The sequence below is a fragment of the Brevundimonas pondensis genome (assembly GCF_017487345.1).
Lineage (GTDB): Bacteria > Pseudomonadota > Alphaproteobacteria > Caulobacterales > Caulobacteraceae > Brevundimonas > Brevundimonas pondensis.
In genome coordinates this window covers 2529259-2544094 of the sequence record NZ_CP062006.1, presented here as the reverse complement: position 1 = coordinate 2544094, position 14836 = coordinate 2529259, and the positions used below count along the sequence as shown (strand labels likewise).

Genomic DNA, 14836 nt, shown 5'->3' with positions numbered 1-14836 from the left:
CACCCGTTAGCTTGACCATGGAACCTGCCGATCCGCCCGGAACCGACCCGACTGAGCGCGCCCCGCGTGAGCAGCAGATGTCGCGCCGCAGCAATGCGCCTTCGGTCAGTCCGTGGCTGATCCTCTTCGCCATCGTCCTGCTGGGGGCGGTGATCTACGTCCTGTCGGCGGTTCTGTAGGCCGCTAACCCTTTCCCCCGCTTGACCCGGACGGCGGGGGCGGTCATTGCGCGCGTATGAACATTCTGCTCGTCGGATCCGGAGGGCGTGAACACGCCCTGGCCTGGAAGATCGCCCAGTCGCCGCTGGTCACGCGGCTTGTCGCCGCGCCCGGCAATCCCGGCATGGCGAAACACGCCGAGCTGAAGCCGGGGATCAAGGCGACCGACGCCGACGCCCTGGCCGCCCTGGCGCGCGAGATGAAGGCGGACCTGGTCGTGGTCGGCCCCGAATCGGCCCTGGCGGAAGGGCTGGCCGACCGTCTGAACGCGGCGGGCATCCCCTGCTTCGGCCCGACGGCCAAGGCGGCGCAGCTGGAAACCTCCAAGGCCTTCTCCAAGGCCTTCCTGCAACGTCATGGCATCCCGACGGCGGGCTACGGCGTCTATGAGGACGTGGCCGAGGCCAAGGCGGCGCTGAACCAGTATTCGGCGCCCTATGTCATCAAGGCCGACGGTCTGGCGGCGGGCAAGGGCGTGGCCATCAGCCCTGACAAGGCGGACGCCGAGGCCGAGATCGAGCGGATGCTGGGCGGACGCTTCGGTTCGGCCGGATCGCGCGTCGTGATCGAGGAGTTCATGGACGGCGAGGAGGGCTCGCTGTTCGCCCTGTGCGACGGCCAGCGCGCCGTCCTGTTCGGCGGGGCGCAGGACCACAAGCGCGCCTTCGACGGCGACCTGGGGCCCAATACGGGCGGCATGGGCGCCTATTCCCCGGCGCCGGTCTTCACCCCCGAACTGGTGCAGCAGGCCGACGAGCGCGTGGTCCAGCCGACCATCCGCATGATGGCCGCCGAAGGCGCGCCCTATCGCGGCGTCCTCTACGCCGGCCTGATGGCGACGAACGAAGGCCCCAAGGTGGTCGAGTTCAACGCCCGCTTCGGCGACCCGGAATGTCAGGTGCTGATGATGCGCTTTGACGGCGACATCGTGCCGCTGCTGCTGGCCTGCGCGCGCGGCGACCTGACCAAGGCCCCGACGCCCCGGTTCAAGGACGGGGTGGTCATCACCGTGGTCCTGGCGGCCAAGGGCTATCCCGACAGCCCGCTGGAGGGCTCGGTCATCCGCGGCGCCGATCAGGACTTCGGCCCCCATGTCCAGGTCTTCCACGCGGGAACGAAGAAACGCGAGGACGGGGTTCTGGTCGCGGCGGGCGGTCGCGTGCTGAACGTTTGCGCTCGCGGCGCCGACATCGCCGAGGCGCGCGCTCGCGCCTATGAAGCCATCGCCAAGATCGACTGGCCCGGCGGTTTCCATCGCACCGACATCGGTTGGCGGGCGCTGGAGCCGCGTTAAGCGGCTCCGGGAGAAATGGAGGCCGCGTTAAGCGGCTTCTAGGTCATGGCGAACAGAAGCCGACCCTCGCCCATGCGCTCGCGCAAGGGAACGAGATCGGCGTGGGACACCGAGAAGCAGCCGTAGGAACGGCCCAGCTTGCCTTCGCGCGCCAGGAAGGCCGGGTCGGCGTAGTCGGCGCCATGGATGATGATGGCGCGTTCGCGGGCGCGGCTGTTGGAATACTCCAGCCCGTCCAGCAGGACGTTCGGCCCCTGCTGCGACCCCCAGTTGGCGCCGGCCGTGGCGTAGGCGCCTATGGACGACATGTGGCTGTCCATCTCGTTCGAGAACCGCTGGGCGAAGCCCGAGTGCGCCGGGTCCGAGCCGCGACCGTGGCTGGTGCGATAGGCCGTGACCCAGCCGCCTTCCAGATCGACCTCATAGAGGCGGTCCTCGCCCGAGAACTTCTGAAAATCGACCAGGTACATGCGGTCGCGTCTGGAAATCTTGTGGCCGTGGGTGTCCAGCGCGGCGTGGGCGCGCTCCATCAGGTCCTTGCGGACGACGCCGTGGGGATCGATGACGGGGCCGCTGACCCTGGTTGCGGCGACCGGTTGCGGCGTCGCGGCGGGAATCGGAAGGACGGGGAGGCTGGCAGGCGCGGCGCCGGCGAGCTGGAGGTTGGTGGTCGAAGCGGCGGAAGAACATCCCGCCAACAGGGCCGAACCGCCCAGGATCAAGCCACGTCTGGAAAGCCGCATGCGACGCCCCTCGCACGATTAAACAACTGTATCGGCTTGTTTCACAAAGCCCCGTAACGACGCAACCTGAGCCTTGGCGAAAGCCGTCGAGCCGCTAAGGTGCCGTCCGTAGTTCTGGGAGGGACCGATGAAGAAACTGGCTCTGATTGTGACCGTCGCCGTTCTGGCCGCCACCGCGGCGCAGGCGCAGCAAGCCCCTGCGGTCGCAGCCGTTTCCGCCGAACAGCCGACCACGTTCGTCCAAGTGGGGCGACTTCTGGCCGATCCGGCCAGCGGGCGGGTGCTGCGAGATAAAACTCTCGTGATCAGAGGGAACCAGGTCGTTGAAATCCGCGACGGCTTTGTCGGCGACGGCAAGGTGGTCGATCTGCGCGGGGCCTTCGTCCTGCCGGGCCTGATCGACAGCCATGTTCACCTGACCGGCCAGCAGAACCCCAATGGGCGTCTGGAGAACGTCACCGAGTCGAACGCGACCCAGGCCATGATCGGCGCCCGCTATGCGCGTCGCACCCTGAACGCCGGCTTCACCACGGTCGCCGACCTGGGCGCCAGCAACGAGGCCATCTTCGCCCTGCGCGACGCCGTGCGGCGCGGCGATGTGCCGGGGCCGCGCATCATCGCGGCGGGCTCAGCCGTGTCGGTCCACGGCGGTCACGGGGACATCAACGGCTATCGTGAGGACGTCATGCACGTCCTGTCGCCGGAAAGCGTCTGCTCGGGCGTCGAGGACTGCATGAGGGCCGTGCGCCTTCAGGTCCGCAGCGGCGCCGACATCATCAAGATCACCGCCACCGGCGGCGTCCTGTCCAACACGGCGGCGGGCCTGGCCCAGCAGTTCAGCGAGGACGAACTGGCCGCCATCGTCGCCTCGGCTCACCGCATGGGGCGCCAGGTCACGGCCCACGCCCATGGCGTCGACGGCATCAACGCCTTCCTGAAGGCGGGCGGCGACTCCATCGAGCACGGCACCTATCTGGACGACGAATCCATGCGGCTGTTCAAGTCGCACAACGCCTGGCTGGTGCCGACCCTGATGGCCGGCGACTATGTGGCCCGCGTGGCCGCCAGCCCTGGAAACTTCTTCACCCCGGCCCAGACCGCCAAGGCGCTGGAGGCCGGCCCCAAGATGCTGGACATGGCGCGCCGCGCCCATGCGGGCGGAGTCCGCATCGCCTTCGGTACTGACTCGGGCGTCTCGGCCCACGGCGACAACGCCCAGGAGTTCGCGCTTCTGGTTCGCGCGGGTCTGACCCCGCTGGAGGCCATCCAGTCGGCCACGGTCGGCGCCGCCGAACACCTGAAGATCGCCAATGAGGCCGGGCGTCTTGCGCCGGGCATGCCGGCCGATCTGATCGCCGTCTCGGGCGATCCGCTGAGCGATGTGACCGAACTTGAGCGCGTCCGTTTCGTGATGAAGGGCGGCCAGGTCTTCCGTCAGGACTGACCGTCTTTCGACGGGCATGGCCCGCAAAGGTTGGACGGGCTAAGAACGGGTCATGGCCCGTTCTCCCATGCTCGCCTTGATCGCCGTCCTGCTCCTGGCGGGCTGCGCCTCTGCGCCTCGTGTCGAGGTCGTCGCGCCTTCGGCTTTCGCAGCCGAGGCGGCGACCTATCGTCTGGCCGACGCCACGTCCAGCGACGCAGTCGATGCGGTGAAGCGGCGCCTCGCCGCACGCGGCTGGCGTGAAACCGCGACGGCGCCCGACTGGATCATCGACGTGGCCTATGGAGTCCGCTCGCAAAGGACAGGCGCCTTTACCGATGAAGCGGCGCGCGAGGGCCAGTGGACGACCTCTCCGGTCCTGCCGCAGTGGTGGGCCAGGGGGCGCAGGCTGCATGTTCTCAGCCTGACCCTGAACAAGTCCGGCGCCGCCCCTGTCGTGCATGAGATCAGCGCCAGCACCGCCGTCAGCGACCGCAAGGCGTCGACGGCGCTGGAGGTCCTGGCCGAAGCGGTCGTCGCGGAGCTGCCCGCGGGGCTCTGAGGCCTAGGCCTCGGTCACGTGCGGCAGGACCAGCACGAAGACAGCCCCCTGGGCGTCGCCCTCATAGGCGACCCGTCCGCCGTGGCGACGGGCGACGGTGCGAACGAAGGCCAGACCCAGGCCTGAACCGCGATCATCGGCGTCGCCATGGCCGAAGGGCTGGAACAGGCGACGTTTCGCCTCGTCCGAGAGGCCCGGTCCCTGATCGCGGATGCGGACGATGCACACGGGACGCCCCTCTTCCTCTGCGGTGTCCAGGGTGCAGGCGATGACGCCGCCGGCCGGCCCGTACTTCAGGGCGTTGTCCAGCAGGTTGGTCAGCAGACGCCGCAGCAGGGCCGGATCGCCCTGAACCAGGTGCTCGTCCTCGCTCTCGGGCGTCTGGATGGCGACGCCCCGCGCCGAGGCCTGGGGCCACAGGGTGTCGGCGGCGTCCACCAGCACCTGACCCAGGTCGAGGACGAGGCTGCGATAGGGCTGGGTTTCAGCACGGGCCAGCTGGACATAGCCTTCGGCCAGATCCAGCGTCTGGCGGGCATAGTCGCCGATACGACGCTCGAAGGCGGGATCGGCGCGGTCCTGACGGCCTTCCAGAAGGGTCAGTATCGAGACCTGGGGCGCGCGCATGTCGTGGCTGAGCAGTTGCAGGGCCTGCTCTCTCTGACGTTCGGCGACGCGGACGCCGGTCATGTCGGCGAAACGAACAATGTGCCCCAGCGTCCGCCCCTCGGCGTCGGTCAGGCCGGCGGCCGCGACCTTCAGCACCTGGCCGGCCGGCGTCTGGATGTCGTCCAGTTCGTGGGCGTCGTCGGCGACGAAACGCCGCCAGGACGGCTCGCCCAGGATCAGGAAGAGGTCAGCCAGATGCGTCGTCGTCTCTTCTCCCTCGCTTTTCAGAGCTGAGCCGAACAGAGCCAGGGCCCGGTCGTTGGAAACCAGAACCCGGCCGTCGGGAGCGGCTACGACGGTGGCGTCGGGCAAACTGCGCAGGGCGTCGGCGATGAAGCGGTCCAGGTCCCGCAGCTGGCGCAGCGCGGCGCGCAGGGTGTCGACCTGGCGGGCCACCACGTCGCCTTGACGCGCGGTCGCGGCGACGGGGGCCAGCCCGGCGATCGGGATGGGGGCCGCCTCGCGACGGAAGGTCTCGACCTCGCTCTGCATATAGGCCGATGCGGCGGCAAGGCGTCGCCAGCTCCACAACGGATAGGCCAGGGCCAGGCCCGCCACGGCGGCAGCCGGCGGAAACCACAGACCCGCCATCAGGAAGGCGGCCGTCGTCAGCCCCAGCGTCAGGATGATCAGGCCCGCGCCCAGCATCATGTTGATCGCCGGACGCAGGGTCAGGAAGCCCCCCACCAACAGGCCCAGGGGCGCCAGGGACAGGATCAGCACCCAGACCGGGGAAACCGTGCGGGGGCCGCCCCCCTCCAGAAGGGTCTGCAACAGGGCGGCCTGGATCTCGACGCCGGGGCTCAGTTCGCCGTGCGGTGCGGCCGGCGTGGCGTAACGGTCGCCCAGGCCGGGGGCCGTCGCGCCGACCAGAACCAGTCGGTCTTTCAGAAAATCGGCCGGAACCTCGCCGTTCAGCACATCGACGAAGGACAGGGTGCGAAACCGGCCCGGCGGCCCGCGATAGGCGATGGCCTCGGGCGCGGCGGCGATCAGGGCGTCGCCGGGTTCGGGCCCGACAGGCGAAGAGGGCGGGGCGGCGCCCCCTGCCTCGGCCAGGGGCAGGATCAATTGCGCCCAACTGCGGGGGCCGGCCTGCATGTAGAGCGGCGCCCGGCGCACCACGCCGTCCCCGTCGATAATCATGTTGACGTGGCCCAGCCCGGCCGCCGCCCTGACCAGCTCGGGCGAAGGCTCGCTGACCTGCCAGGGCGCGCCGTTCTGGCCGGGGGCGTCGACCAGCAGGGGCAGGCGGACCCTGCCGGCGCGGGCCACGGCGGCGGCCAGGGCGGCGTCGCCAGCCTCTGGCTCGGTGAACAGGACGTCATAGGCGACGGCGCGGGGACCGGTTTCGGCCAGGCGGTCGATCAGGGCGGCGTGAACCTCGCGCGGCCAGGGCCAGCGGCCCAGGGCGTTCAGGCTGCGGTCGTCAATGGCGACGATGACGACGGATTCATTGGCTGGCCCGTCCTGAAGACGGATCAGGGCGTCGTACATCAGGTTGTCTGCGCGATCGGCCGTGGGGCTCAGGGACAACCAGCCGACCAGGACGGCGGTCAGCGCCGCGACCAGCCCCCATTCGATCAGGGCGCGCCGACCGGTCAGGCGCGCTCCCAGCCAGCCTTGCGCCTTCATGGCCTAGCGCCCGATGCGCAGTTGCTGCGGTTCCGACCAGACCTGCAGAAGGCGGCCGAAGCGATGGCGCGACCCCTGCACTCGCCATGTATAGACGCCTGGCGGCAGGTCGCTGAGCGTGAAGGCTTCCTCTGACACGCCGGGCTGATCAATCAGGGGCGGGCCTTCCGGTTGACCGTCGGCGCCCTCGCGCGACAGCTGAAAGCGGAAGCGGGCTTCGCCTTCGCCTTCGGCCTCCCAGCGGAAGCGGTAGAAGCGGCGTTTGTCGCGAGCCTCGCTGCCGACCGCCAGCCCGCCGACGCCGTTGCGGGCGCGAATGAAGCTGTAGGTCGTGCTGCGCCCCTCCAACCCTTCGCCGGACAGGGCGCTGAGGCGCAGGAAATAGGCGCCGTCAGCCAGTTCGGGATAGGTCAGACGCGCCGCGCCGGGGGCGCTGTCGGCTTCGGCGAAGGCGTCGATCATGCCGGCGTCCGTCGCCAGCCGTCCGCGATAGATAGAGGCGCCGTCCAGGGGCGTCAGGGCGAAGTCGATGACCGGACCCGACTGCACCGCATCCGGATCGTTCAGGGCCGGCGCGGGCAACAGCGGCAGCAGGCGGGTGTCGGCCGCGCCGCTGGAGACGCCCTGATCGGCCAGGGCGAGGGCCTCGCTGAGACCGTCGCCGGAATCGACCTCGACCACGCCCTCGATGACCTCGGTGGCGGAGCGGTCGGCGTCGTCATTGAACGAGACGCGGAAGTCGGTGCCGCGCACGGCCGAAACCGAGACCGGGGTGCGCACCACGAAACCACCGGGGCGACGGCGCGGCGTGACGCGGGATTCGGCGCGTCCGGCCTCGACGGTCAGGGCGTGATCGACGGCGCCGTTCAGGGCGTAACGGCGCAGGCGGCTGAGGCGCACCCGGCTGTTGGAGGGGACGACGACATGGCTGCCGTCCGACAGGGCCAGGCGGACGAAGGCGTTGGCGCCCGTGGTCAGGACGGCGTCCTCGATGACGGTCTGGCCCTGAACCGGCGTTGCAGCCCGCCCGCCCTGGGTCAGAAGCACCGCGCCTCGGAAGCCGGCGATGCGCGCCTGATCGGGATCGGCGCGCAACAGGGCGACCGGAATGGCCAGGCTGCGTCCAACAGCCATGCGACGCGGGTTGGTCACCCGATTGTCGCGCTGGACCTGGCGGTAATCCGCGGGCCGGTTCAGGTAGGCGACGGCCAGATCAACCAGGGTGTCGCCAGGCCGCACCACATAGTCGACGGTCTCGACCGGCGGCGTTGGCCGCGACTGGGCCATGGCGGGCGAGGCTGCGAGCAGCGCCGCCGTAAGGCCGACGACGGCCGCCCGGTGTCCATTCATGACTTCGCCTCTTACGCGTCCTCGCCCAGGGATTGGACGACTTCGCCGCCGACCGGATCGGCGTCGATCCGTTCCAGCCGGTATCCGTAGCTGTAGATGGGGGTCAGGCGGAAGCCCTGTTCAGGTCGCAGGTCCAGCTTGGTGCGGATGCGCGAGATGTGCATGTCCAGGGATCGGCTGTTCAGATTGGGCTCGTTGCCCCAGACCGTTTCGAGGATGTAGGTCCGCGACAGGGCGCGGTGCAGGTTGCGGAACAGCAGCCGGGCCAGGGCGAATTCCTTGGCTGTCAGGGTCACCGTCCTGCCGTTGCGGGTTACCGATCCGGCCGTTTCGTGGAAGGCGGTGTCGCCGTAGGTCTCCGGGCCGGGCGCGGCGGCCTGCGCATAGGCGCGACGCATCAGGGCCTTGATCCGCGCTTCCAGAACCACGGGCGACAGGGGCTTGGGCAGATAGTCGTCGGCTCCGGCGTTCAGCCCGGCGACAATGTCCTCGTCCTCGGCGCGGCTGGTGACCAGCAGCATGGGCGGAGGCGGCTTCAGATTCGTGCGGGCCCAGGCCAGAACCTCCAGGCCGGAACGGTCCGGCAGATTCCAGTCAACGATCAGAAGATCGAAGGTGTCCTTGCGCAGGGCCGAGATCAGCGCCTGGGCTCGTGAGAAGAGTGTTGGACGATAGCCAGCCGCTGTCGCTACGCCGGAAATGGCTTCCAGCTGGACGGGGTCGTCGTCGAGAACTGCGATCTTCATAACTACTGGACGCTCCGGGAGGTCGTCCGAGCATAACGCCTAAGGTCAGGCTTGGCGTCGCGCACACAGCCGCGAAATGTAAAATCTCGTCACTTTGATTGATGGATTCCGCTCCGAGCGGGATCAGGGGTGCGTAAAACCAAGTGTATTTACTAGGAAATTTTCCAGACCGGCCTCGTGCTCGAACCGCGCCCTGACCGGCCAGGCGGTGATTCGCATGCGCCATTCCGGCGACAGGCGCACCCAGTCCTTTTCCGTCGTCACCAGGCCCGCCCCGAACAAATTCGCCCGCTCGCTCAGGAACGCGAGGTCGCGATCCGACAGTTGGGCGTGATCGGGGAAGGGGACAAAGTCCTTCAGGTCGCAGCCGGCGGCGAGCAGCGAACGCTCGACCTTCCACGGCTTGGCGATACCGGCGAAGCCGACCTGCGGCCCGGACGGCGGGGCGGCGGCGGGCTCCAGCCGGGCGATGAAGACGGGCAGGGCGCCGAAGGTCGCGACCAGCTCGGGATCGGCTTCAGCCAGATCGGCGGGCAGCAGGATGACAACCGCGTCGGCGCGAGCAAGGCCCGCCTTCAGCGGCTCGCGCATCGGGCCGGACGGGAAGACCGAGCCGTCGCCGAAAGGCCATTCGTCGCCGCGCGTCTCGCCGTCGACGACGATCAGGCTGAGGGTCTTTTGCAGGGCCGTGTTCTGATGGGCGTCGTCCAGCACCAGGGCCTCGGCCCCGGCGGCGACGGCGGCCCTGGCGCCGGCCACGCGGTCGCGCGCGATCCAGGCGGGGGCATCCTGGGCCAGCATCAAGGGCTCATCGCCGACGTCGGCGGCGGCGTGGACGGCCAGATCGACCTGTACCGGCCCTTGCAGCGCACCGCCATAGCCGCGCGACAGGGCGGCGGCCTTGATCCCCTGGGCCTGCAGCAGACGCAGCACCTCGCGCGCGATCGGGGTCTTGCCCGAACCGCCGACGGTCAGGTTGCCGATGGAGATCACGGGGGCGCCGGGATCGACGGGCGCGGCGCGGGCGATGCGGCGCGCGGTGACTCCGGCCCAGATCCACGAGGCGGGCTTGAGCAGCATCCGCGCGACGGGCGCATGGCGACGGTCGCGGCTGTACCACCAGCGGGGCGTGTTCAGCTTCATCGGCGGCCTCGCGACGGGGCGGCGGGCAGATGGGCCTGAAGCGCCAGCCACAGGCGGTCCAGCCCGGCGGCGGCGGCCTCGGCGGCGCGGCGGGCACGCTCGCCCATGTCGCGCGCGGCGTCGGGATCGGCCAGCAAGGGGCCGACGACGCCCGGCAGTTCGGCAGGCGACAACACCGTGACCAGGCCGCCGGATTGCTTCAGCATCCGTGTCACAGCGGTCCAGTTGCTGGCGTCGGGGCCGGTGACGACGGGCTTGGTCAGACGCGCGGGCTCCAGCGGATTGTGGCCGCCGACGGCGCCGCCGCCGAGCGCAGGCGCGAACGAGCCGCCCATGACCACCACGTCGGCCAGGCGCATGAACAGGCCCAGTTCGCCGAGCGTGTCGGCCAGATAGATGTCGGTCTGATCCGTCACCGGCTGGCGCAGGCTGCGCCTGGCGAAGCTGTAGCCGTCCTGAGCCAGCGAGCGGGCGATCTCGTCGGCGCGGTCGGGATGGCGGGGCACGACGATCAGGAACAGGCGGTCGGCCAGATGATCCAGCGCCCCGACGATGGCCATTTCCTCGTGCTCGTGGGTGCTGGCGGCGACCACGACCGGGCGGTCGTCGATCAGGGCCGACAGGCGGCCGAACTCGCCCTTGTCATAGGGCAGGGGCTCGCCCGACAGCTTCAGGTTCACCTGACCGTCGACGCGGGCGCCCAGCGCCGTCAGCCGGTCGGCGCTGGCCTGATCCTGAGGCCAGACATGATTGAAGCTCGCCATCAGGGCGCGGGCCATGCCGGGGGCCTTCTTCCAGCCCTCGGCGGTCTTGCCGGTGATGCGGGCGCTGACCAGGGCCAGGGCGACGCCGCGTTTCCGGGCCGTCGTCAGCAGGTTGGGCCACAGCTCGCTCTCGACGAAGACGCCGACGGTCGGCCGCCAGTGGTCGAGGAAGGCGGCGACGGCGCCGGGGCTGTCCACCGGGGCGAACTGGTGGATGACGCCGGGCGGCAGACGTCCAGCCAGAATCTGCGCCGAGGTCAGGGTGCCGGTGGTGACCAGAACCGTCACGTCGGGGCGGTCCTTCCGGATGCGCTCGGCCAGGGGCAGGATGGACAGGGCCTCGCCGACGCTGACGCCGTGAATCCAGATCAGCGGCCCCTCGGGACGCGTCACGCCGGCCAGTCCCAGCCGTTCGTCGACCCTCTGCGGGTCCTCCTTGCCCTGCTTGACGCGGGCGTCCAGCAGACGCGGGGCCAGGGGCTCGATCAGCCGGGTCAGCAGGCGATAGGCGATCAGGGCGGGGCTGAAGATCACGGCCTAGACCCGTTCCAGTCCGGTGATGGCGTCGGCGCGGGCTTCGACGGCGGTCAGGCGTGCGGTCCATTCGGCGACGACATCAGCCATCTCGGCGCCTTCGGGAAACCAGGCCCTGTCCCACACGACGGCGCCCTTGCCGAAGGGCAGGGGCAGGACCGCCTCATCCCAGCTGTTCAGCCGGATGGCCGGCTTGCACGAAATGCCGATGAACAGGACGGGCGCGCCAGACAGCTTGGCCATCAGGGGCAGGCCCTCGGCCATTTGTCGCGCCGGGCCGCGCGGTCCGTCGGGAGTCAGGGCCAGGCCGCCGACCTTCAACTGTTTCAGACCGTCGCGCAGGGCCTGGGTGCCGCCCTTGGCCTGCTTGGCCTTGTCCTTGTTGCTGGATGAGCCGCGTACGGCGGGGATGCCGAGGCGTCCCACAGCCTTGGTGAAGAACTCGCCGTCAGGGCTGAGTGAAACCAGACCCTTGATCGGCTGGGCCCGCTTCATCGGCCAACTGGCTGGCGCAAGAGCCAGCCGCGAATGCCAGAAGGCGCACAGCACGCCGCCGCCGTCGTTCCAGACTTCTTCGGCGACCTGTTCGTTCTCATGCTCCCAGCGGATGGTGGCGTAGCAGAACCGCATCCATTCCGAGAGAATCCAGGCCATCGAGGTCTGGATGATCGGGTTGCGCAGCGGCCTCATGCGCCGGTCTCGTCGGGCAGGACGGAAGCGGGTGACGGGCCGTCCAGCGACTGTTGCCGGGCCAGGCGGGCGTAGAGGCCGCCCTTCTTGACGAGGGCCGCGTGAGCGCCCTGTTCGACGACGCGGCCGGCCTCGATGACATAGATGCGGTCGGCGTTCTGAACCGTCGACAGGCGGTGGGCGATCAGCAGGGTGGCGCGGCCGTGCATCAGCCGCTCCAGCGCCGCCTGGACCAGGGTCTCGCTCTCGGTGTCCAGGGCGCTGGTGGCCTCGTCCAGCAACAGGATGGGCGCGTCCTTCAGGAAGGCGCGGGCGATGGCGATGCGCTGGCGCTGGCCGCCCGACAGGCGCATTCCGGCCTCCCCGACGCGGGTGGCGTAGCCTTCGGGCAGGGCGGCGATGAAGTCGTGGGCGGCGGCGGATCGCGCAGCCTCGATGATCTGCTCGGCGCTGGCGCCCTTGCGGCCATAGGCGATGTTGGCCGCGATGGTGTCGTCGAACAGGAAGGGCTCCTGCGTCACCAGGGCGATGCGTTCGCGCAGGGAATGCAGCTTCAGCTCGCGAATGTCCTGTCCATTGACGGTCACGGCGCCGGCGGTGACGTCATAGAAGCGCGGCAGCAGCGACAGGATGGTGGACTTGCCGCCGCCCGACGGGCCGACCAGGGCGATGGTCTCGCCCGGCTTCACGCTGATCGAGACGTCCGAAAGGGTCGGCGGGGCGCCGGTCTCACGCGTGGTGTCATAGGCGAAGGAGACGTGGTCCAGCGCCACGGTCAGCGGGCCGTCGGGCAGGTCAGCGGCGTCGGCCGCCTCGCGGATTTCGGGTTCGATGTCGAGGGCGGTGAACAGACGGCGGGCGGCGGTCAGGCCCTCGCTCATCACCGTGGCCAGGTTGGTCACCTGGCGCAGGGACTGTCCGGCGGCCAGCAGCAGGCCGATGAAGGCGGCGAACCCGCCCACGGTCATGTCGCCCGACTGGGCGCGGAACCCGGCATAGGCCATGACGGCGGCGACCACGCCCATGGCCACCAGATCACTGGACGGGCCGGCGAAGGCGCGGGCGTCGGCGCCCTTGATGATGTGACGCTGGCGGCGGGCCACGACCTCGGCCACGCGGGCCTCTTCGGCCGCCTCGCGGTTCTCGATCTTGATCAACCGCACCCCGTCGAGGTTCTCCATCAGGGCGGTGGACAGGTTCTCGGTCTCGGTCATGGCCCCACGCGCGGCCTTGCGCGTCTTCTTGCCGAAGCGGCGCATGATCAGGCTGACGGCAGGGACGCCCAGCAGGACGATCAGCGTCAGCCGCCAGTCGATGAAGGCCATCGACGCGATCACGGCGATCAGGGTCAGGGCATGCTGGGTGTAGTTGACCACGCCGGTGGTGAAGGCCTCGCGCACCAGGTTGGCGTCGAACAGCACCGACGAGACAAAGGCGCCCGAGTGCTGGCTGCGCAGGCGCGCCAGGTCGGCGCGGATCATGGCCGCGAACAGCCGCACCTGGATGTCGCCGACGATGCCGTGGCCCAGTCGGTTGACCAGGGCGGCCTGACCCAGGGAGGCCAGGGTGCGGGCGAGGGCGACGGCGACGATGGCCAGGGGGATGAACAGCAGCGCCCGCTCGGGCGGAATGTCGAACAGGCCCCACAGGCGGATCGGCGCGCCTTGCTGCACGAACAGGCCGTTGACCGCCGGCTCCAGCAGTTTCAGCAGCACCGCCGACAGACCGCCGGCCAGGGCGGCGCACAACATGGAGATGAACAGGGCGGTCTTGTGCCGCGAGAGATAGTCGCGCCAGATCCGGCCCAGCAGGGGGCGAAGCGGTTCGGCCATGTCGGTAGCGGGCGTGGTCATCGGCTCTCGGTCGAACGGCTTGGGCGCCAAGTCAAGCCGCGTGGTGAAGCCTGCAGGTGACGCGGTGCGGTTTCATCGCTATCTGCGGCTTATGCAGCGCTATGATCTGACCACGGCGATGGGCCGATTCAAGGCGCATTGGTCCTATTTCTGGAAGGACCACGCCTTCCTGCGCACGGCCTTTACCAACGCCCACTGGCTGGGGCCGGATCTGGTGCGCACCAACCAGCCGTCGCCGGGTCAGCTGGCCTATTGGCAAAGGCGGGGGATCAGGACCGTCATCAATCTGCGCGGACAGCGGGACGAGGCCTATTACTGGCTGGAGAAGGACGCCTGCGAGCGGCTGGGCCTGACCTTGATCGACGCCCCGCTGGATTCGCGCGATGCGCCGGGCCGGGATCGCATCGACCGGGCGCGCGAACTGTTCCGCACCATCGAATATCCGGCCCTGATCCACTGCAAGTCGGGCGCGGACCGGGCGGGGATGATGGCGGTTCTCTATCGCCATTTCCATCTGGGCGAGCCGATCTCGGCGGCGATGTCGGAACTGGGCAAGCGCACCCTGCACAGCCGCGAGGGTCTGACGGGGATTCTGGACTATACGCTCGAAAAATACGTCGCCGAGGTCGAGCCGACCGGCGTCAGCTTTGAGGACTGGGTCGCCAGCGACGCCTATGATCCCAAGGCGATCCGCGCCGAGTTCAAGGCCGGCTGGTGGGGCAAGCTGGTCGTGGACCGCTTGCTGAAGCGGGAATAATCGGCCTCGGTCTTAGCCCCACGGGCCGCGCTTGGGGCCGTGCTGCGCTGTCTCGGCGTCGCGTCGCGCCTTGCGGTCGGCTTCCCACTGGCGGAACCAGCGGGCGTAGTTGCGCTCACGGCCGAGGACGATCAGCCACAGGGCCAGGACGCTGACCAGGGAAACGATCCCGAACAGCTGTTGTCCGTCGAGGGTCTGGCCGAACAGGGTCACGGTCGCGGCTCCGGATTGCGGGATGGATGATGATGCCCGGATTCGGCCGGGGTGATGGGGTCGTTCCAGGCCGTGTCCTGATCCTCGCCGGGGCGGGGCGTGTGCGCGGGGCCCTTCTTCACGACCCAGACGACGGCGACCACGGCCAGGATCACCAGCAGCAGGACGATCAGAGTGGGCGTCATGACGATCACCTCTTCAGAAACGCCAAAGGCGGCTGACGGGAAAGCGCGTCAGCCGC

15 protein-coding genes are annotated in these 14836 nt (G+C 69.4%); 5 read left to right on the top strand and 10 right to left on the bottom strand.

Annotated elements, in window-relative coordinates:
- The first annotated feature begins 11 nt into the window (after window positions 1-11).
- Window positions 12-179 carry a hypothetical protein gene (locus IFE19_RS12690; RefSeq protein ID WP_207827732.1) on the top strand — a complete coding sequence of 56 codons (168 nt, stop codon included), beginning with the start codon at window positions 12-14 and terminating at the stop codon, window positions 177-179.
- Window positions 180-235: 56 nt separating this feature from the next.
- Entirely contained in the window at window positions 236-1513 is a 1278-nt protein-coding gene (gene purD, locus IFE19_RS12685; protein WP_207822851.1) for a phosphoribosylamine--glycine ligase, read from the top strand.
- Between the two features lie 38 nt (window positions 1514-1551).
- Here the strand turns inward: purD and IFE19_RS12680 are convergent, their stop codons facing one another.
- A complete protein-coding gene (locus IFE19_RS12680; protein ID WP_207822848.1) occupies window positions 1552-2256 on the bottom strand; it encodes a murein L,D-transpeptidase catalytic domain-containing protein in 705 nt (234 codons plus the stop codon).
- Window positions 2257-2383: 127 nt separating this feature from the next.
- On the opposite strand from IFE19_RS12680, the gene IFE19_RS12675 reads away from it, so the two are divergent.
- Both IFE19_RS12675 and IFE19_RS12670 read left to right on the top strand, forming a co-directional pair.
- Window positions 2384-3700 (top strand): metal-dependent hydrolase family protein, encoded by a 1317-nt coding sequence (locus IFE19_RS12675; RefSeq protein WP_207822846.1) that lies wholly within the window; start codon window positions 2384-2386, stop codon window positions 3698-3700.
- 52 nt (window positions 3701-3752) lie between these two features.
- Window positions 3753-4241, top strand: a complete 489-nt coding sequence (locus tag IFE19_RS12670; RefSeq protein ID WP_207822844.1) for a DUF4136 domain-containing protein — start codon at window positions 3753-3755, stop codon at window positions 4239-4241.
- 3 nt (window positions 4242-4244) lie between these two features.
- On the opposite strand, the gene IFE19_RS12665 is transcribed toward IFE19_RS12670, so the two are convergent.
- From IFE19_RS12665 to IFE19_RS12635, 7 genes are all read right to left on the bottom strand, one after another.
- Window positions 4245-6545 carry a CHASE2 domain-containing protein gene (locus IFE19_RS12665; RefSeq protein ID WP_207822842.1) on the bottom strand — a complete coding sequence of 767 codons (2301 nt, stop codon included), beginning with the start codon at window positions 6543-6545 and terminating at the stop codon, window positions 4245-4247.
- 3 nt (window positions 6546-6548) lie between these two features.
- A complete protein-coding gene (locus IFE19_RS12660) occupies window positions 6549-7895 on the bottom strand; it encodes a FecR domain-containing protein (protein ID WP_207822841.1) in 1347 nt (448 codons plus the stop codon).
- A gap of 11 nt (window positions 7896-7906) precedes the next feature.
- On the bottom strand, window positions 7907-8641 hold the full coding sequence (locus IFE19_RS12655) for a response regulator transcription factor (RefSeq protein ID WP_207822839.1): 735 nt from the start codon (window positions 8639-8641) through the stop codon (window positions 7907-7909).
- A gap of 123 nt (window positions 8642-8764) precedes the next feature.
- Window positions 8765-9784, bottom strand: coding sequence for a tetraacyldisaccharide 4'-kinase (gene lpxK / locus IFE19_RS12650; RefSeq protein ID WP_207822838.1), 1020 nt, complete (start codon window positions 9782-9784; stop codon window positions 8765-8767).
- The gene (locus IFE19_RS12645) at window positions 9781-11082 is read right to left on the bottom strand and encodes a 3-deoxy-D-manno-octulosonic acid transferase (protein WP_207822836.1); all 1302 of its coding nucleotides are present in this window, start codon (window positions 11080-11082) and stop codon (window positions 9781-9783) included. The genes lpxK and IFE19_RS12645 overlap by 4 nt, the downstream gene beginning before the upstream one ends.
- A gap of 3 nt (window positions 11083-11085) precedes the next feature.
- On the bottom strand, window positions 11086-11772 hold the full coding sequence (locus IFE19_RS12640; protein ID WP_207822834.1) for a lysophospholipid acyltransferase family protein: 687 nt from the start codon (window positions 11770-11772) through the stop codon (window positions 11086-11088).
- Window positions 11769-13625, bottom strand: a complete 1857-nt coding sequence (locus tag IFE19_RS12635) for an ABC transporter ATP-binding protein (RefSeq protein ID WP_207822832.1) — start codon at window positions 13623-13625, stop codon at window positions 11769-11771. Before IFE19_RS12635 ends, IFE19_RS12640 begins: the two co-directional genes overlap by 4 nt.
- A gap of 91 nt (window positions 13626-13716) precedes the next feature.
- Here IFE19_RS12635 and IFE19_RS12630 point away from each other — a divergent pair, with 91 nt between their 5' ends.
- The gene (locus tag IFE19_RS12630) at window positions 13717-14382 is read left to right on the top strand and encodes a fused DSP-PTPase phosphatase/NAD kinase-like protein (protein ID WP_207827623.1); all 666 of its coding nucleotides are present in this window, start codon (window positions 13717-13719) and stop codon (window positions 14380-14382) included.
- A 12-nt stretch (window positions 14383-14394) separates the two neighbouring features.
- Here the strand turns inward: IFE19_RS12630 and IFE19_RS12625 are convergent, their stop codons facing one another.
- Complete coding sequence (locus IFE19_RS12625; RefSeq protein ID WP_207822830.1) at window positions 14395-14595, bottom strand: hypothetical protein; 201 nt, start codon at window positions 14593-14595, stop codon at window positions 14395-14397.
- On the bottom strand, window positions 14592-14780 hold the full coding sequence (locus IFE19_RS12620; RefSeq protein WP_207822829.1) for a hypothetical protein: 189 nt from the start codon (window positions 14778-14780) through the stop codon (window positions 14592-14594). Before IFE19_RS12620 ends, IFE19_RS12625 begins: the two co-directional genes overlap by 4 nt.
- Window positions 14781-14836 lie beyond the last annotated feature (56 nt).